Source organism: uncultured Tateyamaria sp. (assembly GCF_947487805.1).
In the GTDB taxonomy this organism is placed as follows: Bacteria; Pseudomonadota; Alphaproteobacteria; order Rhodobacterales; family Rhodobacteraceae; genus Tateyamaria.
The window spans coordinates 634,416-652,074 of record NZ_CANKXW010000002.1; the positions used below are offsets into that span (position 1 = coordinate 634,416).

Sequence of the window (17,659 nt, forward strand, 5' to 3'; positions counted from 1 at the left end):
TGTTCTGCGGGCATGTTCGTTTTCAGGCGCGGCCATCGATCGCCGCGCGCATCCAGCGTTGCAGATGCATGACCGGATGTTCGGAGTTCACGCCCCCCTTGGGGTCCACGACCAGCGGTCCGGGCACGTATCCGCGTGAGCGCAGGCCGCGATGCACGGATTCGACCAGATGGATGTCCTCTTCCACCGTGGTTTCGCGGTCCTGCCGGGCCAGTTGCCGGATTTTCGCATCCTCGGCCCCGTCGACCGAATACCAGCCGCGCCAGACCACAACGTGATCAGCATCCACCGCGCGCCAGTGATAGGTGTTCAGCACATTGCCCGGATAGACCTGAAACGAGAACATCGGCCACAGGAACCAGCTGGAATATTCGTGGCTGTGGGCAAAGCCGGAATTGATATCATAGGTCATGTCCTCGAGGCTTTGGCATTCGGTCGTGTGGCGCAGGCACATGCCCTGCGGCTGAATATCATAGGTTTCAGGCCGCACCACCCCATTGGCAAAGGTCGGGTGGTTCAGGGCGCAGTGATAGCATTCGGAATAGTTTTCGACCGACACCTTCCAATTGCAGTTCTCGGCGATCTCCACCCATTCCAGCGGCCTGAGATCGGCCCAGTTGGGCACCCAGTCTTCCAGTTCGGCACGGGCGTTTGGAAACCAGTCCTCCATCGGGGCAGCATCCGGGTCGAGATTGACGAAAACAAATCCGAGAAACTGTTCCACGCGCACTTGCGTCAGGCAGACTGACGCCATGTCAAAGCCCTCGACGGCCCTGAGGTTCGGGCCTGCGCGCAGCTGTCCGGTCAATTCATAGGTCCAGGCATGGTAGGGGCAGACCACCACGCGGGTTGTGCCGCGTCCCTCGACCAATTGGTGCGCGCGATGCTGGCAGACATTGTAGAACACACGGATTTCATCATCACGGCCGCGAATGGCAAACAGGCTTTCGCCCGCGATCTCGAAGGTGGTGTACGCCCCTGGCGCCGGTACATCCGACACGTGGCAGCCAAATTGCCACGTGCTGGCAAGCAGGCCCGCGTTTTCGGCGCGAAACACCTGCGGATCGGTGTAATAGCGCGCCTCGAGCGATCTTACCGGCCCGGTCATTTCTCCTCCGTATGATACATGCCCAGTTGGTGGCGCCGCGCATGGAATGTCTCGACACGTTCCACGATTTCGTCACTGGCGACCGCGACCACAAAGGACAGGAGTGTCTCGAGGAGCGCGATGATGCTGACGGAAGAAGGGAAGAACTGCGGTGTATCGACACTGACGACAAAGCCGTGATCCGCCATTCGCACGATGGGGCTGGCCGGGCTGTCGGACAGGGCGATGATGGTCATCCCCTGCGCGCGCGCGATCGACACGGCCTCGACCACTTCGGACCGGTAGGGTTTGCAGGTGATCGCGATCAGCACATCGTTCTGATCCGCCCAGGCAAGATCGTCCACCGGGGTAGATCCGGGGCGCGGGATGGCGTGGAATTCGGTCATCCCGGTCGACGCAAGATAGGTGAAGTTGCGGGCAACCGAATTGTTGACGCCCACTCCAAGGGTCAGCACACGCCGCGCGGACCAGATCGCACGGGCCGCCGTTTCAAGATTATCCGTGGAGATGCCCGCGAATGTCTCTTCGATATTGGCCATGACGTCGCGGACCATATCGGCAAAAAGGCCGCCCAGGTCCCCCGATTTCGAGATATCCTGGAGCCAGCGCGCGCGGTCCGGGAAATCAGCAGCACCCCTGCGGATGGCCTCGCGGAATGGGGCGCGAAAATCCTCATAGCCTTCAAAACCCACCTGCCGCGCCATGCGCACCACGGTGTTCGGCTTGACGTTCGCGGCCTTGGCGATCTCGCGCACCGTCGAGACACCCACATCGCGCGGGTTCTCCAGCACATAGGTCGCGGCCTTGCGCGCCTCGGGGGTCAGTTCCGCCAGTTCGCCCGCCAGACGTTGCAGAATCGAGCTTGATACATTTGTCCCATTCATGATTGACGATGGTACTTTTGTCCGCTTAGCCTGTCGAGAGGAAAAGCGACTCGCAAAAGGACGTTCCATTGGCCACTGATTTCCCCAGCCACGCACGCGTCGTCATCGTCGGGGGCGGCGTCATGGGCGTGGGTCTTGCCTATCACCTCGGGCACGAAGGGTGGGGCCATGACACCGTCCTGCTTGAAAAGGCCGAGCTGACATCCGGCAGCACGTGGCACGCAGCAGGTCAGATCACCCATTCCACGTCCAGCTTTGGCTTGGGCAAATGCGTCGACTACAACACCGGTCTTTATTCCGGTGGGCTGGAGGCAGAGACGGGCCAGCCTGTCACATGGCATGGCTGCGGGTCCTTCCGGCTGGCCTATACCCCGGATGAGATGGACTGGCTGCGGCACACGCTGTCGGTGGGTCGCGCCCTGGGTTTCAATATCGAACTTGTGGGGCCGGAACAGGTCGCGCGGCTGCATCCGTTCTATAACCTCGACGGGGTGCTGGGCGCGCTGCACACGCCTGATGATGGGCATGTGGACCCGACGAATGTGACAATGGCCATGGCCGCCGGCGCACGACAAAAGTGCGTGCGGATCATTCGGCGGTGCCGCGCCACAAACATCACGCAACTGCCGTCAGGCGAATGGCAGGTGGAGACGGACAAGGGCACGATCACCTGCGAACATGTTGTCAATGCCGGCGGGACCTATGCGCGGCAAATGGGCGAATGGTCGGGCCTGCAACTGCCAATGACATCCATGACGCACCACTATTTCGTCACCGAACCGGTCCCTGAATTTGACGCGCTCGATACCGAGCTGCCGGTGATCCGCGACGACAGGAAAGTGTCGGGCTATATCCGCATGGAACAGAAACGCGGTTTGATCGGGATCTACGAAAAGGAGAACCCGAATTCCGTCTGGCACGACCATTGTCCGTGGGACTACGAGAATTGGCTGTTCGATGCCGATTACGATCGGGTCATGCCCTATCTCGAAGAGAGCCTGAACCGCATGCCGATCTTTGCGGAGCTTGGCATTCAGCGCGAAGTACACGGCGCGATCAGCCACCCGCCCGATGGCAACCCGTTGATCGGCCCGGCACCAGGCGTGCGCAATTACTGGTGCTGCTGCGGGACACAGATCGGCATCGGCTGGGGCCCCGGCCTGACGCGCGAACTGGCGCGCTGGATGGTGCACGGCGCAGCGGACATCTCGATGCGCGACTATGACCCGCGCAGATTTGGCAGCTATGCCACGAAGGACTGGCAGGTCGTCAAGGCCGAGGAAGATTATTGTTTGCGGCACGAAATCCCCTTCCCCCATTTCAACCGGCTGGCCGGGCGGCCGATCAAACCCTCCCCGCTCCATGATGTGCTGAAGGCCAAGGGTGCGGTACATGAAGAGGTCTATGGCTTTGAACGGCCGCGGTTTTTCGCACGTGGTATCGCGCAGCAGGATCACTATTCCTTCCATCGCACCCCGGTCGATGACATGGTTGCCGCCGAAGTGAAGGCCGTCCGCGAACGGGTTGGGCTGATGGATGTCACGGCCTTTACCAAGGTGCTTGTTTCCGGCACGGATGCCTATGCGCTGCTTGATCGTCTGACGGCCAACCGGATGCCGCAAAAGGTGGGCTCCGTTAAGCTCGCACATATGCTCAACCAAGCGGGCCGGATTGAGCTGGAGACGACAATCGTGCGCATGGCGGAAGACCGGTTCTATCTGGTCTGTGCCGCGTTCTTCGAGCAGCGTTTGCTGGATCATCTGGCGCAGCATCGCGGCACCGACGATGTCGATGTGACGGCATTGTCCTCGGACTGGTCCGCCCTGTCGCTCAATGGGCCGCGCGCACGCGATGTTCTGGCCGCATGCACGGATGCGGATCTGTCGAATGCCGGATTTCGCTGGTTGTCCGCGCGGCAAATCCGCGTTGCGGGTCACGACATCTGGGCCTTTCGCATGTCCTATGCGGGCGAGTTGGGGTGGGAATTCCACATGCCAAATGCCGCCTGCGTGGACGTCTACACCGCCTTGTGGGCCGCAGGCATGCCACATGGCATCGCGGATTACGGTTCCTTTGCGATGAATGCGATGCGCATGGAGAAGGGTTTCAAGGGTGCCGGAGAGTTGACCAACGAAGTGACACTGGCCGAAGCGGACGTGCTGCGGTTTGCCCGCGCGGACAAGGCCTATCTGGGGCGAGAGCGGACGCTGGACTCCGGCCTGCGGTGGGTCTGCGCCTATCTCGAGATCGAACCGGACGGCAAGGCCGATGGCCATGGCGGTGAGGCTGTGCTGCGCGACGGGGTGGTGGTCGGGTCCACTGCGTCGGTGGCCTATGGGCCCACTGTCGGCAAGGTACTGGCCTTTGCCTACATCAAACCGGAGGCTGCGACCCCCGGCACGGCCCTTGAAGTGGTCATTCACGGGCAACCGCGCGCGGCCCGCGTTCTGGATGAACCGGCCTATGATGCACAAAGCCTGCGCCCGCGTGCCGATGTGGTGACGGAGCCTGCGCAATGACGCGGCGCAGGAGGTGCGGATGAAGATCAAACGGATCTCGGTCTATCATGTCGACCTGCCGCTCGAGCATCCCTATTGGCTGTCGGGCGGTCGCCTGAAATTTGAAGTGCTGGATGCCACGCTGGTGAAGATCGAAACCGATGCCGGGATCACCGGCTGGGGCGAAGGCACGCCATGGGGCCATACTTATGTCCCCGCCCACGGCCCCGGCATCCGCGCGGGGATCGAAACCATGGCACCCTTCGTTCTGGGGCTTGATCCGCGGCGCGTGCTGGATGTGGAACGGGCCATGGATACGGCCCTGCCCGGTCATCTCTATGCCAAAAGCCCGATCGACATGGCCTGCTGGGATATTGCCGGTCAGGCGGCAGGGTTGCCGATTGCGGATTTGATGGGCGGCGGGTCGCGCACGCCGCGCTCCATCGCCTCCTCTGTCGGGGCCAAATCCATCGAAGATACCCGTGCCGTCATCGACCGATACCGGCAGCGTGGCTATGTCGCCCATTCCGTCAAGATCGGCGGCAATGTGGCCCGTGATATTGCCCGCATTCGGGATGTAGAGAATCTGCGGCGGGACGGTGAAATCATCCTCTATGACGTCAACCGGGGGTGGAGCCGTCAGCAGGCGCTACGGGTGATGTCGGCGACCGAAGACCTGAACGTGATGTTCGAACAGCCCTGCGAAACCCTTGATGACATTGCCGCAATCGCGGGCAAACACGCAGCACCCGTGTCGGTGGACGAGGCGTTGGTGACCTTGCAGGATGCCACCCGCATCGCCCGCGACGGGCTGGCGGAGGTGTTCGGCATCAAGCTGAACCGCGTCGGCGGTCTGACCAAGGCCGCACGAATGCGCGACGTCGCACTTGCCCATGGCATTGATATGTTCGTGATGGCCACGGGCGGCACGGTGCTGGCGGACTGCGAGGCGCTGCATCTGGCCGCGACGATCCCCGACGCGCAGTGCCATGCGGTGTGGGCCTGTCAGGATATGATCACTATCGACATTGCGGATGGACGCGGCCCGCGCAACACGGACGGGCATCTGCACCTACCGGAGACGCCCGGTTTGGGCGTGCATCCTGACGAGGCGGCACTGGGCGAACCGGTGGCCGTCTACGCATGAAGGTCCGCCGCATCACATTATGGTCCCTGGGCCTGACCAGTCACGAGACCTATTACATGGCCGAGGGCAAGACCTGTGACACGGTCAAGACGCATGTGCTGTGTCTCGAGACGGATACCGGCCTGTGCGGGTGGGGCGAGGTCTGTCCGATCCCGCATTACCTGCCCGCTTTTGCCGATGGGGTGCCCAGCGCGATCACGGAACTGGCGCCGCATATCCTCGGCATATCGCCTTTTGGCATCGATGCGCCCATGCGCAAGCTGGACGGGGTTCTGCCCGGTCACGCCCATGCGAAATCCATCGTCGATATGGCGCTGTGGGATCTGTTTGGTCAGGCGAGCGGTCTGCCCCTTTATGCGCTGCTGGGCGGTCGGACGCGGGCCGATATGCCGCTTTACCATTCGATCACCTGTATCGCACCAGACGAGATGGCGCGGATCGCACGGGAGGCATACGCAACCGGCATCCGGCAGTTTCAGGTCAAACTGGGTGCGGACGCGGATTGGCAGGCAGACGCAGAGCGGTTGGCCAAGGTGCGGGCGGCGGTTGGCGATGGCCCGCTGGTCTATGGCGACTGGAATTGCGGCGCGACCAAGTTGCAGGCGACCCGCACGGGCCGCGCGGTCGCACATCTCGACATCATGCTGGAACAGCCCTGCAAGCGGCTGGAGGATTGCGCCGACGTCCGCCGCGCCACCGGGCTGCCCATGAAGATCGACGAAGGCGCGCATGACCTCGCCTCGCTCATGCGTGCATCGGAACTGGGCGTGCTGGATGCGGTGGCGCTGAAGCTGTCCAAGTTCGGCGGCCTGTCGGCGATGCGCCGCGCGCGGGATCTGACCGTGCATCTGGGTGCGGAAATCTGCGCGGAATGCACGTGGGGCTCGGACATCGTGACCGCCGCGTCGCTGCACTTTGCCGCGTCGACGCCACAGGGCGCGTTGCTGAACACCTGTGATCTGTCGGGCTATGTCGCGCCCCGGATTGCGCCGGATTGCCCGACGCGCCACAACGGTCGCATCGCCCCACCCGAGGGTCCCGGACTGGGCGTGGCCCCGGATCGGGACATTCTTGGGCACCCCATTCTGGAACTGGATTGACCCCATGCAGAAACTGAGCACCCAAGCCGAATGGATCGCGCGTGCGCAAGCCGTGTTGCCCGCGGGCGGATTTGGCAATTTCGACCCCGGCATCGTCATCGCCCGCGGCGAAGGCAGCCGCGTCTGGGACGAGGATGGCAACGAATATGTCGACTATCTGATCGGATCGGGGCCGATGCTGTTGGGCCACGGACATCCCGAAGTGCTGGAAGCCGTGTTCGAACAATTGCCCAAGGGCATGACGTTCTTTGCCAACAACGCCAAAGGTGTCGAACTGGCCGAAGCAATCGTGGATGCGGTGCCGTGCTGCGAACAGGTGCGGTTTGTCGCCTCGGGCGGCGAGGCGGACATGTATGCCATCCGCTTGGCGCGCGCCTATACCGGGCGCGACAAGATCCTGAAATTCGAAGGCGGATATCACGGGATGAGTGCGGAGGCGCAGATGAGCCTGGCCCCCGCCGCGCGCGTCAACTTTCCGCAACCCGTGCCGGATAGTGCGGGCATTCCCCAAAGCGTCGCCGATCAGATGCTGATCGCGCCGTACAATGATCTCGCCGCGGTCGAGGCCCTGCTGAGCGAACACGACGACGTGGCCGCCATCATCGCGGAGCCCTTGCAACGCATCATCCCCCCGGTGCCCGGATACCTGCAAGGATTGCGTGACCTGTGCGACAGGCACGGCGTGCTGCTGATCTTTGATGAAATCGTCACCGGGTTCCGGCTCGCCTATGGTGGCGCTCAAGAACGCTATGGCGTGACACCCGATATTTGCACGCTGGGCAAGATCATCGGGGGCGGCTTCCCCCTTGCCGCTCTCGGCGCAAGCGCCGACATCATGCGCCATTTCGACAAGGCCGTGGTGGGGGCGGACAAATGGCTGATGCAACTGGGCACACTGTCCGGCAACCCCGTGGCCGCTGCGGCCGGGTTGAAAACGATGGAGATCCTGCGCCGCGAAGGTGCCTATGACCGGCTGCGCGCCATTGGCGGGCAATTGCAGAAGATGCAGAGCGACGCGCTGACACAAGCAGGCATTGCGCACCGGATCTGCGGTGACGAAACCCTTTTTGACATCTATTTTACCGACCGGCCCTGTCGTGACTACAGGGACGCGCAGCATGACGATCCGGGTCTCTCGGCGCTTTACAACGACATGCTGCGGCGGTTGGGGATCTTCAAATCAGCGGGCAAGCTCTATCCGTCGCTGGCGATAACCGAGGCCGATCTGGACCAGACCAAGGCCGCCGTGCTGGCCGCCGTTCAAGCGTTGGTCATGCGCCGGACGTAGCGCGCGCTTACTTCAGCTGGCTGTCTTTTGAGCCACGCCGGTTGATCCCGCCGCGCACCTTGTGCGCCGCGTCGCGTTCGGCCACGCAATCCACGCAGAGCTTGACACCGGGCAGCGCCGCGCGGCGCGCTTCGGGGATCGGCTCTTCGCATTCGGCACAGTGGGTCAGGCTTTCGCCCACCGGCTGGCGCCGCGCCTTCATCCGCGCCAGTTCATCCGACACCGACGCTTCGATCTGTTCCGACACTGCGCCGTCCTTGGCCCATCCGCCTGCCATATGTGACCTCCTTTTGTCGCGTTACTGCCCCGCCGCAGCCTTGGCAAAAACCGCATCGATCATCGCCTGCGTGCCCCGCGCGTCCTCAAGAGTCCACGGATAGGGCGCGCCATCCCGCACATGCGCGGTAAACGCCTCGACCTGGAGCACATAGTGATCGACGCCGGGAAAGCGTTCTTCGGTCACCACCGTACCCTGGTGCAATTCCAGCCGCGCCGTCGCGAACCGCGCCGGGTTGAAAGGTGCGGTCAGGCGGATAACGCCGTCCGTGCCCACAAAGTTCATATCCTGTATCGGGTGCATGCGCATCGAATTGACCCAATGCGCCGAAAAGGATGGAAACCGCGCCGAAACGCGCGCCACGACGTCCACGCCGTTCTCGAAATCCACGTCCGCATGGGTGATCTCTGCGGGCTCTTGGCCTGTCATCCAGCGGGTGATGCCATAGGTATAGACGCCAATGTCCGGAATACCCCCGCCGCCGGTTTCGGGGCGGTTGCGCACATTGTCCGTCTCGCTTGCATTGTTGTAGCAAAAGAGCCCCTCGACATGGACCAGATCACCGATGGCACCGTCGCGCAGCAACTGGCGCGCGCGCTGCCACTGGGGGTGGTTGACGATCATGTAGGCTTCGGTCGCGAAACACCCCGATGCGTCGCGTGCCTCAACCAGCTGCGCGTAGTCTGCTGCGGCCATCGCCATCGGTTTTTCGCACAGCACGTGTTTGCCTGCCGCCAGCGCCTTGAGCGACCATTCCACATGCAGGTGATTTGGCAGCGGGATATAGACAGCGTCGATCCCCGGATTGGCCAGCAGCGCATCGTAATCCTCGAACACCTGTAATCCGGGGCAGAAGTCCTGGAACGGGGCCGCCTTGGCCGCAGAAGACGTGGCCAGGGCGACAAGTTCGGCGCCGCGGGCCGCGTGGATGGCTGGGGCCATGTCCTTGCGGGCGAAATTGCTGGCACCCAGGATCCCCCATCTGATCGGCTGTGTCATTGCGCGTCCTTCCCTGCATGTGTTTGCGCAACCATACCGCGCGCCGGTCAGGTCACAAGCCCGCGGTGCCGTCCCGTTACACTTGGACCTGTGCGGGCGGCATGCCAAGGATGGTCCAAACGGACCGGAGCCCCGCCATGCGACTACTGAAACGCGCCCTTTTGACCCTAGTTGTTCTGGCAGTCATCGCTATCGGGGCGTTTCTGACCTTTGCGCCCGCATATGTCGAAAGCAGCCGCAATACGGTCGTGCCGCATGACCCCTACCCCGTCTCGGACGTCGCCGAGGCGCTGCACGCAGGCCTCGTGGTGGGTGACTGGCACGCCGACAGCCTGCTGTGGAAGCGCGACATCGCCAAGCGTGGCACACGGGGCCATGTGGACATCCCGCGCCTGATCGAAGGCGGGGTAGCGTTGCAGGTGTTCACGGCCGTCACCAAATCGCCCGCAGGTCAGAACTATGCCAGCAATTCGGCGGATGCCTTTGACAACATCACCCCGCTGGCCATTGGCCAGCTGTGGCCGCCGCGCACGTGGACATCGTTGATTGAACGCGCCGTCTATCAGGCAGAGCGCCTGCACCGCGTGGCCGAGCGCGCGCCGGACCGGTTACGCGTGATTACGACCCGCGCCGAGTTGGACGCGCACCTTGCCGACCGGGCGCAAGGCGGCACGGCTGTTGGTGGTTTGCTGGGCATCGAAGGCGCGCACGCGCTGGAGGGCGACATTGCCAACATGGATCGGCTGGAGGCCGCGGGGCACCGGATCATCGGGCTGCACCACTTCTTTGACAACGCATTGGGCGGGTCGCTGCATGGGCTGAGCAATGGTGGGCTGACCGACTTTGGCCGCGCGGTCGTGCGCGAGATCGAGGCCCGCGGCATGGTGCTGGATCTGGCGCATTCGCACGCGCAGGTGGCGCGCGACGTGATCGCGATGACGGATATGCCCGTGATCGTAAGCCATACCGGCCTGCACGGTTTTTGCCCGGTGCAACGGAATTTCGAGGACGACGTGATGATCGCCGTGGCCCAGACTGGCGGCGTGATCGGCCTGGGATACTGGGGGTCGATCCTGTGCCGCGACGCCACGCCCGAGGCCATCGCCGCCATGGTTGTGCAGGCGGTGGATACCGTGGGGGCCGATCACGTGTCGCTTGGCTCGGATTTCGACGGGTCGGTCAAGACGGCCTTTGATACGTCCGAGCTGCCCGCGCTGACCCATGCGCTGGTCGAGGCAGGGCTGGACACCGAGACAATCGCCAAGGTCATGGGCGGCAACATGGTGCGGGTTTTGCAGGCGCGGCTGAACTAGAGCCCGCAGCGCGCAATCACATGATCGGCGAGGTTCGGATCCATGCTGCTCAGGCATCTGTCGCCGAAATACCACCAGATGAACTTGTCATAGGCGCGTTTGCGCGGTGGCCGGGTCAGGATCGCCGCCAGGTCTTCGGGGCTGCGCGCCACGTCGGCGATGTGGTGAAAATCGGACTGGCCGCACAGGACAACCGGCTTGCGGTGCAGATAGGCCTCGACCCCCACGGCAGAGTTGATTGTCACCACCCGGTCGGCCGCCGCGATCAGATCATGGATATTGCCATCACTGACCTGCAAATGCGGGAACTCTCGTTGTAGTGCGCGCAACTGCCTTGGTGTCGTGCGGTCGGTGTCGCGCGGATGGGGCTTGACCAGGATGGGGCCGTCAACCGCCGTGCACACGCCGCGCAACATCTGCCACCGGTCGAGATAACAGGTCTCGCCCACGATCCTGTGCCCTTCGGACTGCAGGAATACGACTGCCCGCGCAGGTGCCACATCGGTCGCGGCGGCGGGCTGTTCATAACGCGAGGTGCGACCGCCCACGATGCGCTGACGCAACCGACGAAAGAACGGGCGCGCGATGTCCGGGTCGATATCGCCCTGAGGAAACGCCATCTGCCCGATGGAGGAAAAGGCGCGAATGCCTTGTGGGTCAAAGTTCCAGAACGGATAGATATAGGCCACATCCGCATTGCGCGCGCGGGGGTGGGCGAACCGTCCGTGATGAATGATGTGCACCGCGGCATCGTCCTCCACGCGCGCAGGCAGCGTGTCGCGGTCCAGCACTTCGACGTCATAGGGCACACCCCGCGCCTCCAACCCTTCCATCAGGCGCACATAGAACGGGCGAAACCCCTCACCGCTCAGCGAGAACCAGGATCGGGGCACATGGAAAACGAGGTTGGACATGGCCCCAGATATGCAAAAGCCCCGCCGGAAAGGCGAGGCTTTTCATCATGGACTGACCCGCGCGGGTCATGCCGTTGCCAAAAGACCCTTGGCCTTGGCGATATCGCGCATTTTCTTTTGCAGCTTTTCAAACGCGCGCACCTCGATCTGGCGGATGCGTTCCCGGCTGACGCCGTATTGCGACGACAGATCCTCGAGCGTCACCGCCTGATCGGCCAGACGCCGCTGGGTCAGGATGTCTTTTTCGCGGTCATTGAGAACATCGAGTGCCTCGGCCAGCATCTCGCGCCGCACTTCCAGTTCATCGCGTGCCTCGTAGTCACCCGCCTGATCCGCGCTTTCATCCTCCAGCCAGTCCTGCCACTGCATGGACCCTTCGCCTTCGGACCCGACGGTCGCATTCAGCGACGCGTCACCGCCCGACAAACGACGGTTCATGCTGATCACTTCGGCCTCGGTCACGCCAAGATCGGTTGCAATCTGTGCCACGTTTTCGGGGCGCAAATCGCCCTCTTCCAACGCGCCGATCTTGGCCTTGGCCTTGCGCAGGTTGAAGAACAGCTTCTTCTGCGCCGATGTGGTGCCGAGCTTCACAAGGCTCCACGACCGCAGAATATATTCCTGGATCGACGCGCGAATCCACCACATCGCATAGGTGGCGAGGCGGAAGCCCTTTTCGGGGTCAAAGCGTTTGACCGCCTGCATCAAACCAACGTTGGCCTCGGAAATAACCTCGGCCTGGGGCAGGCCATAGCCGCGATACCCCATCGCGATTTTCGCCGCGAGGCGCAGGTGGCTCGTGACCATCTTGTGGGCCGCACCTGTGTCTTCTTTCTCAACCCAGGCCTTGGCCAGCATGTATTCCTCTTCCGGCTCCAGCAGCGGAAACTTGCGGATTTCCTGCATATAGCGGTTCAAACCGCCTTCGGGTGTGGGTGCGGGCAGATTTGCGTAATTGGCCATGATGTCCCTCCTGTCCCCCTGATTTCCATGTTTAGGGGCTTAACATTGCATATGGGACGGCGATCCCCCGCGTTCAAGAGGCGGGGGTCGTCGCAAAGTGAATATGACATGCGCGGCGCCGGATGTGCAGTGTTACACCGGTGCTCTCACGCGCATGTGCTGTTCGTTACAGCGTTGGGTAAAGAATGCATTAATCGTCCGGGCGGTTCCCGGTTAATTGGTCAACGCCGCAATCAGATCAGCCAGATCCTCCGGAATCGGGGCCTCGAACCGCAACATTTCCCCGCTGACCGGGTGCACGAAACCCAGTACGGCCGCATGCAGCGCCTGTCTGGAGAATGCCTGCACGGCGGCGGTGGCGGCGTCGCTCAACGCGCCCTTGGCCAGCTTGCGCCGCCCGCCATAGACCGGATCCCCAACCAACCCGTGCCCTGCATGCGCCATGTGCACTCGGATCTGGTGCGTGCGCCCGGTTTCGAGCCAGCATTCGACCTGCGCGATGACTTCCGGCGTGCCGTAACGCGCAACCAGCCGCGCGCGCGTCACGGCGTGGCGCCCGCCTTGAAACAGCACCGCCTGCCTCTGGCGGTCCGTCTTGTGCCGGGCCAGCTGCGTCGTCAGCTTGAGAACATTGCCCGGCTCGAAACTGGTGCCCTTGACCCCGCGCAGGCGTGGATCATTCGCATCGGGCACGCCGTAGACAAGCGCCCTGTAATACCGCTCGACCGTGTGCGCGGCAAATTGTGCGGCCAGCCCGTGATGCGCGGCATCGGTCTTGGCCACCACCAAAAGCCCACTGGTGTCCTTGTCGATCCGGTGCACGATGCCGGGCCGTTTCATCCCCCCCACCCCGGACAGATCATCACCGCAATGGTGCATCAGCGCATTGACCAAAGTGCCAGAAGGTGACCCGGGGGCGGGATGCACGACCATGCCCGCAGGCTTGTTGGCAACAATCAGGTCGCTGTCCTCAAACACGACGTCCAGAGGGATGTCCTCGGGCGCGATATGGCTTTCCACTGCCGCTTCGACCAATACGTCGATCACCGCACCTTCGCGGACCCGCGCCTTGGGATCCTCCGCCACCACGCCATCGACTGTGACGGCCCCGTCCGCCAACAAACGCGCAAGCCGCGTGCGCGACAGCGCGGCCGCCTCTGGCACGTCGCGAGCAATCGCCTTATCAAGGCGCGGCGGCGGATCAGCGGCAATCACAAAGGACACGGACGTGGACGACATGGGCACCCCAGAAGAACCGGCCAACCTCGCATTCCTGCGCAGGCTGGTCACGGTGTTGACGATCATCATGATCGGTGGCGTTGTAACGGTGGTTGGCCTGCTTGTCATCCGGCTCAACGAAGAGCCAGCGGCAATTCCCCTGCCCGACCGTGTGACACTGCCGGATGGCACGACCGCAACCGCGTTCACGGTCGGATCGGACTGGTTCGCTGTTGTCACCGAGGCCGAGGAAATCCTGATCTTCGACCAGGTCACAGGCACGCTGCGCCAGACACTCACAATCGACTGACACCGACCCACAAGGGGTCGGTGGGTGGGCGCCTTTTGCGCCGGCAGGGCGCAAAACAGACCAGCCAACGACCAACAGTCAATCATTACATTTAGGGGTGGTACCACCTCCCCGGCTCGAACGGGGGACCTCCTGATCCACAATCAGGCGCTCTAACCTACTGAGCTAAGGCGGCACTGCGGACCAAATACCCATGCGCCGCACCGATTGCAAGACCGTCGCAACCGATAAAACTCAGAACCGGCAGACCCAGGTCTGCTCCACCAGATCCTGACCAAAGGAATGCACCGGCGTCGCACTTTCCAACGCAAACCCCGCCCTGGCATAAAGCGCACAGGCCGCGCGGTGGCTCTCATGGGTCCAAAGCGTCATACCGCTATACTTGCAGTCACGCGCAAACCCCATGCACGCCTCGAGCAGCATCCTCCCCACCCCCTTGCCACGCGCCTCCGGCACCAGCAGGAACAGCCGCAACTTGGCCAGCTCCGCGTTGTGCCGCACACAAAAGATCGACCCCAACCGATGCCCGCCCTGCATCGCAATCCAACCGCGCTCGCAAGCCGGATCATGGCCAGACGCAAACCCGTCAAGGATCGACCGGACCAAGGGCCCAAAACTGTCGTCGAACCCTTCATCGCGGGCATAAAGCCTGTCGTGCTGATCCACCAGCCAGTCCGTGTCCGCTGGCGCGAAAGGGCGCAAAATCACCTCCGTCATCGCGCAAGCATGCCCGCATGGCGCTTGCCTTTCAAGCGGGCGCAGGCTAGCACGTCGCCTCTGTCAGCACCGGAGACATCCATGGGTATCAACAGCGAACGCGACATCGAAGCCAACATGCAGATCGGACCCACCGACCAAGGCATGGTACGCATCTATATCGAAGCCAAGGGTGTGGAAATCCCGATGGATTTCGACCCCGAGGAAGCCAATGAAATCGCTGACGAAATCCGTGCAGCTGCCAAAGCAGCCGGTGCACTGAAACGCTGATCGGCGCCCGAAACTACCAGCCCAGTCCCGCGCCCGGATCGCGCAGCGCTTGCAGCCGCCGCGCCGCGTGGGTCGCGAATTTCTGCACCATGACCTTGCGCCGCGCCGCCGCCAGCTTTGTCTCCGGTGCCATGCGGATGATCTCCGCATCATAGGCGTCCGCGATGATCAACCCGGTGCCCTCCGGCAAAAGATCCACCGGGAAATCACTGTCCACCGCCCAGAAAAACCGGTCGCACCACTCAAGATATCCCTGCCATTTGCCGTCGGACATGAAATCCGCACGGCTTGACTTGCACTCGACCACCCAGACTTCACCCTTGGGTCCCAACGCCATCACGTCTACGCGCAACCCGCGCGCCGGCACCAATTCCTCGACCGTGACCCAGCCAAGGGACGCCATGTGCCGCGACACGCCGCGCGCCAACATCTGTCCGGGCATCAGGGTGGCGGTATCCGTGATCTGCTCCATGGCTCAGTTTATGAACAAAGTGTGAACAAACGCAAGATATCATCCATGTGAGCGCGCCCCTTTACATGATACCAAAAAGTATCATATTAAAGATAACACCAAATGGAATCACTTTTGGAAGGAATGATCTGACACCATGCCAGACCCAACACAAAACGCCTTTCGCGCCCTGGCCGACCCGACGCGCCGCGACATCCTGCGTCTGCTGTCCGCACAAGACATGACGATCGCGCAGGTCTCCGACCGTTTCGAAATGACGCGTGGCGCGGTGAAAAAACACCTCACCGTCCTGAGCGATGGCGGCCTCATCCATGTCGAAGCCCGCGGACGGGAACGGATCAATCGCCTGAACCCCGCTGGCCTGACGCCGGTTCTGGGATGGCTCGAATTCTTCGATCGCTTCTGGGACGACCGCCTCGCTGATCTCAAATCAAACATAGAACAGGAAATCCAATGACCGACACACATCTCCGCAAAACGATCTTTCTCAAAGCGCCACGCACGTTGGTCTGGGACTATCTGACCCAACCCGAAAAGCTTGCGAAATGGTTCCACGCCCCCAAATCGGCGCTGGCGGAAGGCGAGACATTGGAAATGTTCGGAACCACCAGCGGTGACCTGCTGATCTGGGGCAAGGTGGTTGCGGCGCACCCGCCCGAGTACCTGGAATATACGTTCACTGTCGGCCCGATGGGCGACGCGGTCAGCACGGTGCGCTGGACACTGGCGGATGTGCCCGGCGGCACGGAACTTGCACTTGTCCATGACGGCCTCCCGCAGGGCGAGCATGCCTTCGGTCTGATGCTGGCACTCGACAAGGGTTGGGACGATCACCTCATGCGGATGCGCGTCGACATTCACGGCGATCCCTGATCACCCCTCTCCGCCCGGAAAACCATGAAACCCGGCATAGACGCACGTTTCCATTTCACGCCACGCCTTGCCCCGCCGCGTTACCGCGCCTATGTATCGCGGTGACGGGCTCTGCCCTTCTTGTGGACGGTTGCATTCCGGTGGCCTTAAGCAATTCCGAGGGAGCTGGCTCTGTCTGGACCCTGGTCCATTTACCTGGCGCCCACCTGTATATACAGGTCCTCGGGAATGAGAGAACCGCACGGTTGTGGTGGTCCCGTCACTTTGCCCATCCCGTTTTGCACATTTGCGCACAGTCCCCGCGCATGTCCGCTGGTTGAGGTCGCACAGCGCCGCGTTACTTATGCGTCAACGCACGCCAGCAAAGGAGACACGCATGTCCCTCAGACCCACCATCGAAACCCGTCGCGCACAACCCACGCTGGAAGGGGCTGGTGTTCATCTACACCGTGCGTTCGGTTTCCAGGACCCGACAGAACTTGACCCCTTCCTGCTCTTCGACGACTTCCGCAACGACCTGCCGGAACATTTCGAAAAAGGGTTCCCATGGCACCCCCATCGCGGCATCGAGACAATTACTTACGTCCTCGAAGGCACGGTGGAACACAGCGACTCGCTGGGCAATGCAGGCACTCTGGGCGCAGGCTCGGTGCAGTGGATGACCGCAGGCTCCGGCATTCTTCACCAGGAAATGCCGCACGGCAACGCATCAGGCCAGATGCATGGCTTTCAACTCTGGGGCAACCTGCCCGCCGCACAGAAAATGACCGCGCCGCGCTACCAGGACATCGAGGGTGCCGACATCCCCGAAGTCACCGATGACGACGGCACCCATGTGCGCATCATCACCGGATCGTTCTGGGGCAAAACCGGCCCGGTGGATGGTATTGCAGCGGACCCCCAATATCTCGACATCACCGTGCCCGCGGGCGTAAAAAAGACGTTCCACATCGACACGTACCGCCGCGCCTTTGCCTACGTGTTCCAAGGTGCAGGTGCCTTTGCCTACGCATCCTCCCCTGCGGGCGTGCTCCTCGAAAAGGAAATCGCAGGCCAGGAGGTCAACATTCGCGACCTCTCGGGCGACCGCACCCTGATCCGCTTCGGCACCGGCGACGAAGTCACCGTGCAAGCCGGCCCGGACGGCATTCGTTTCCTGCTGATCTCCGGCGCGCCCATCGACGAACCCGTCGCCTGGCATGGGCCAATCGTGATGAACACCCAGGCCGAATTGATGCAGGCAATGCAGGATTTGCGCAACGGCACCTTCATCAAACCGGCCCACTGACCAAAGCGCGCCCCAGGGTC

Annotated in this window: 19 protein-coding genes and 1 tRNA gene; 10 read left to right on the plus strand and 10 right to left on the minus strand. The window is 62.5% G+C overall.

The window, feature by feature from the left end; all coding sequences use genetic code 11:
• Nucleotides 1-22: 22 nt before the first annotated feature.
• Both Q0949_RS08785 and Q0949_RS08790 read right to left on the minus strand, forming a co-directional pair.
• Nucleotides 23-1,108: an aromatic ring-hydroxylating dioxygenase subunit alpha gene (locus Q0949_RS08785; RefSeq protein ID WP_299370630.1), complete on the minus strand. Its 1,086-nt coding sequence runs from the start codon at nt 1,106-1,108 to the stop codon at nt 23-25.
• The gene (locus tag Q0949_RS08790) at nt 1,105-1,992 is read right to left on the minus strand and encodes a MurR/RpiR family transcriptional regulator (protein WP_299370632.1); all 888 of its coding nucleotides are present in this window, start codon (nt 1,990-1,992) and stop codon (nt 1,105-1,107) included. The genes Q0949_RS08785 and Q0949_RS08790 overlap by 4 nt, the downstream gene beginning before the upstream one ends.
• Before the next feature lie 68 nt (nt 1,993-2,060).
• Here Q0949_RS08790 and Q0949_RS08795 point away from each other — a divergent pair, with 68 nt between their 5' ends.
• From Q0949_RS08795 to Q0949_RS08810, 4 genes are read left to right on the plus strand one after another with little or no spacing between them, the layout of a single operon-like run.
• Complete coding sequence (locus tag Q0949_RS08795; RefSeq protein ID WP_299370634.1) at nt 2,061-4,511, plus strand: FAD-dependent oxidoreductase; 2,451 nt, start codon at nt 2,061-2,063, stop codon at nt 4,509-4,511.
• Between the two features lie 19 nt (nt 4,512-4,530).
• On the plus strand, nt 4,531-5,637 hold the full coding sequence (locus Q0949_RS08800; protein ID WP_299370636.1) for an enolase C-terminal domain-like protein: 1,107 nt from the start codon (nt 4,531-4,533) through the stop codon (nt 5,635-5,637).
• Nucleotides 5,634-6,737: an enolase C-terminal domain-like protein gene (locus Q0949_RS08805; protein WP_299370638.1), complete on the plus strand. Its 1,104-nt coding sequence runs from the start codon at nt 5,634-5,636 to the stop codon at nt 6,735-6,737. Before Q0949_RS08800 ends, Q0949_RS08805 begins: the two co-directional genes overlap by 4 nt.
• A 4-nt stretch (nt 6,738-6,741) precedes the next feature.
• Entirely contained in the window at nt 6,742-8,025 is a 1,284-nt protein-coding gene (locus Q0949_RS08810) for an aminotransferase class III-fold pyridoxal phosphate-dependent enzyme (protein WP_299370640.1), read from the plus strand.
• Nucleotides 8,026-8,032: 7 nt separating this feature from the next.
• On the opposite strand, the gene Q0949_RS08815 is transcribed toward Q0949_RS08810, so the two are convergent.
• Together Q0949_RS08815 and Q0949_RS08820 are read right to left on the minus strand one after the other, a co-directional pair.
• Nucleotides 8,033-8,302 (minus strand): DksA/TraR family C4-type zinc finger protein, encoded by a 270-nt coding sequence (locus Q0949_RS08815; RefSeq protein WP_299370642.1) that lies wholly within the window; start codon nt 8,300-8,302, stop codon nt 8,033-8,035.
• 21 nt (nt 8,303-8,323) lie between these two features.
• Nucleotides 8,324-9,301: a Gfo/Idh/MocA family oxidoreductase gene (locus Q0949_RS08820; RefSeq protein WP_299370644.1), complete on the minus strand. Its 978-nt coding sequence runs from the start codon at nt 9,299-9,301 to the stop codon at nt 8,324-8,326.
• A 137-nt stretch (nt 9,302-9,438) separates the two neighbouring features.
• Between Q0949_RS08820 and Q0949_RS08825 the strand changes: the two genes are divergently transcribed.
• Nucleotides 9,439-10,614, plus strand: coding sequence for a dipeptidase (locus Q0949_RS08825; protein WP_299370646.1), 1,176 nt, complete (start codon nt 9,439-9,441; stop codon nt 10,612-10,614).
• Here the strand turns inward: Q0949_RS08825 and Q0949_RS08830 are convergent.
• The 3 genes from Q0949_RS08830 to Q0949_RS08840 all read right to left on the minus strand — a co-directional run bounded on the left by Q0949_RS08830 (nt 10,611) and on the right by Q0949_RS08840 (nt 13,730).
• The gene (locus Q0949_RS08830; RefSeq protein ID WP_299370648.1) at nt 10,611-11,528 is read right to left on the minus strand and encodes a hypothetical protein; all 918 of its coding nucleotides are present in this window, start codon (nt 11,526-11,528) and stop codon (nt 10,611-10,613) included. The genes Q0949_RS08825 and Q0949_RS08830 overlap by 4 nt on opposite strands.
• A gap of 66 nt (nt 11,529-11,594) precedes the next feature.
• Nucleotides 11,595-12,491: an RNA polymerase sigma factor RpoH gene (rpoH, locus tag Q0949_RS08835; protein ID WP_299370650.1), complete on the minus strand. Its 897-nt coding sequence runs from the start codon at nt 12,489-12,491 to the stop codon at nt 11,595-11,597.
• Between the two features lie 213 nt (nt 12,492-12,704).
• Nucleotides 12,705-13,730, minus strand: coding sequence for an RluA family pseudouridine synthase (locus tag Q0949_RS08840; protein ID WP_299370653.1), 1,026 nt, complete (start codon nt 13,728-13,730; stop codon nt 12,705-12,707).
• Here Q0949_RS08840 and Q0949_RS08845 point away from each other — a divergent pair.
• The gene (locus Q0949_RS08845) at nt 13,729-14,019 is read left to right on the plus strand and encodes a DUF6476 family protein (RefSeq protein WP_299370655.1); all 291 of its coding nucleotides are present in this window, start codon (nt 13,729-13,731) and stop codon (nt 14,017-14,019) included. The genes Q0949_RS08840 and Q0949_RS08845 overlap by 2 nt on opposite strands.
• A 98-nt stretch (nt 14,020-14,117) precedes the next feature.
• On the opposite strand, the gene Q0949_RS08850 is transcribed toward Q0949_RS08845, so the two are convergent.
• Both Q0949_RS08850 and Q0949_RS08855 read right to left on the minus strand, forming a co-directional pair.
• Nucleotides 14,118-14,194: transfer RNA gene (locus Q0949_RS08850), tRNA-His, on the minus strand.
• A 59-nt stretch (nt 14,195-14,253) separates the two neighbouring features.
• A complete protein-coding gene (locus Q0949_RS08855) occupies nt 14,254-14,736 on the minus strand; it encodes a GNAT family N-acetyltransferase (protein WP_299370657.1) in 483 nt (160 codons plus the stop codon).
• An 81-nt stretch (nt 14,737-14,817) separates the two neighbouring features.
• Between Q0949_RS08855 and Q0949_RS08860 the strand changes: the two genes are divergently transcribed.
• A complete protein-coding gene (locus tag Q0949_RS08860; RefSeq protein ID WP_299370659.1) occupies nt 14,818-15,006 on the plus strand; it encodes a DUF6324 family protein in 189 nt (62 codons plus the stop codon).
• Between the two features lie 13 nt (nt 15,007-15,019).
• Here Q0949_RS08860 and Q0949_RS08865 read toward each other — a convergent pair whose 3' ends face one another.
• A complete protein-coding gene (locus Q0949_RS08865; protein ID WP_299370661.1) occupies nt 15,020-15,478 on the minus strand; it encodes an MmcB family DNA repair protein in 459 nt (152 codons plus the stop codon).
• Nucleotides 15,479-15,614: 136 nt separating this feature from the next.
• Here Q0949_RS08865 and Q0949_RS08870 point away from each other — a divergent pair, with 136 nt between their 5' ends.
• From Q0949_RS08870 to Q0949_RS08880, 3 genes are all read left to right on the plus strand, one after another.
• On the plus strand, nt 15,615-15,935 hold the full coding sequence (locus tag Q0949_RS08870; protein WP_299370663.1) for a metalloregulator ArsR/SmtB family transcription factor: 321 nt from the start codon (nt 15,615-15,617) through the stop codon (nt 15,933-15,935).
• Complete coding sequence (locus Q0949_RS08875) at nt 15,932-16,351, plus strand: SRPBCC domain-containing protein (protein WP_299370665.1); 420 nt, start codon at nt 15,932-15,934, stop codon at nt 16,349-16,351. The genes Q0949_RS08870 and Q0949_RS08875 overlap by 4 nt, the downstream gene beginning before the upstream one ends.
• 376 nt (nt 16,352-16,727) lie before the next feature.
• A complete protein-coding gene (locus tag Q0949_RS08880; protein WP_299370667.1) occupies nt 16,728-17,639 on the plus strand; it encodes a pirin family protein in 912 nt (303 codons plus the stop codon).
• Nucleotides 17,640-17,659: the final 20 nt, after the last annotated feature.

Bases quoted from the DNA above. Each gene is read 5' to 3' on its own strand.
- Q0949_RS08855 (WP_299370657.1), bottom strand. From the start codon at position 14,736: ATGACGGAGGTGATTTTGCGCCCTTTCGCGCCAGCGGACACGGACTGG.
- Q0949_RS08865 (WP_299370661.1), bottom strand. From the start codon at position 15,478: ATGGAGCAGATCACGGATACCGCCACCCTGATGCCCGGACAGATGTTG.
- Q0949_RS08820 (WP_299370644.1), bottom strand. From the start codon at position 9,301: ATGACACAGCCGATCAGATGGGGGATCCTGGGTGCCAGCAATTTCGCC.
- Q0949_RS08800 (WP_299370636.1), top strand. From the start codon at position 4,531: ATGAAGATCAAACGGATCTCGGTCTATCATGTCGACCTGCCGCTCGAG.
- Q0949_RS08805 (WP_299370638.1), top strand. From the start codon at position 5,634: ATGAAGGTCCGCCGCATCACATTATGGTCCCTGGGCCTGACCAGTCAC.
- Q0949_RS08840 (WP_299370653.1), bottom strand. From the start codon at position 13,730: ATGTCGTCCACGTCCGTGTCCTTTGTGATTGCCGCTGATCCGCCGCCG.
- Q0949_RS08810 (WP_299370640.1), top strand. From the start codon at position 6,742: ATGCAGAAACTGAGCACCCAAGCCGAATGGATCGCGCGTGCGCAAGCC.
- Q0949_RS08870 (WP_299370663.1), top strand. From the start codon at position 15,615: ATGCCAGACCCAACACAAAACGCCTTTCGCGCCCTGGCCGACCCGACG.
- Q0949_RS08830 (WP_299370648.1), bottom strand. From the start codon at position 11,528: ATGTCCAACCTCGTTTTCCATGTGCCCCGATCCTGGTTCTCGCTGAGC.
- Q0949_RS08880 (WP_299370667.1), top strand. From the start codon at position 16,728: ATGTCCCTCAGACCCACCATCGAAACCCGTCGCGCACAACCCACGCTG.
- Q0949_RS08845 (WP_299370655.1), top strand. From the start codon at position 13,729: ATGGGCACCCCAGAAGAACCGGCCAACCTCGCATTCCTGCGCAGGCTG.
- Q0949_RS08825 (WP_299370646.1), top strand. From the start codon at position 9,439: ATGCGACTACTGAAACGCGCCCTTTTGACCCTAGTTGTTCTGGCAGTC.
- Q0949_RS08785 (WP_299370630.1), bottom strand. From the start codon at position 1,108: ATGACCGGGCCGGTAAGATCGCTCGAGGCGCGCTATTACACCGATCCG.
- Q0949_RS08860 (WP_299370659.1), top strand. From the start codon at position 14,818: ATGGGTATCAACAGCGAACGCGACATCGAAGCCAACATGCAGATCGGA.
- Q0949_RS08815 (WP_299370642.1), bottom strand. From the start codon at position 8,302: ATGGCAGGCGGATGGGCCAAGGACGGCGCAGTGTCGGAACAGATCGAA.
- Q0949_RS08875 (WP_299370665.1), top strand. From the start codon at position 15,932: ATGACCGACACACATCTCCGCAAAACGATCTTTCTCAAAGCGCCACGC.
- rpoH (WP_299370650.1), bottom strand. From the start codon at position 12,491: ATGGCCAATTACGCAAATCTGCCCGCACCCACACCCGAAGGCGGTTTG.
- Q0949_RS08790 (WP_299370632.1), bottom strand. From the start codon at position 1,992: ATGAATGGGACAAATGTATCAAGCTCGATTCTGCAACGTCTGGCGGGC.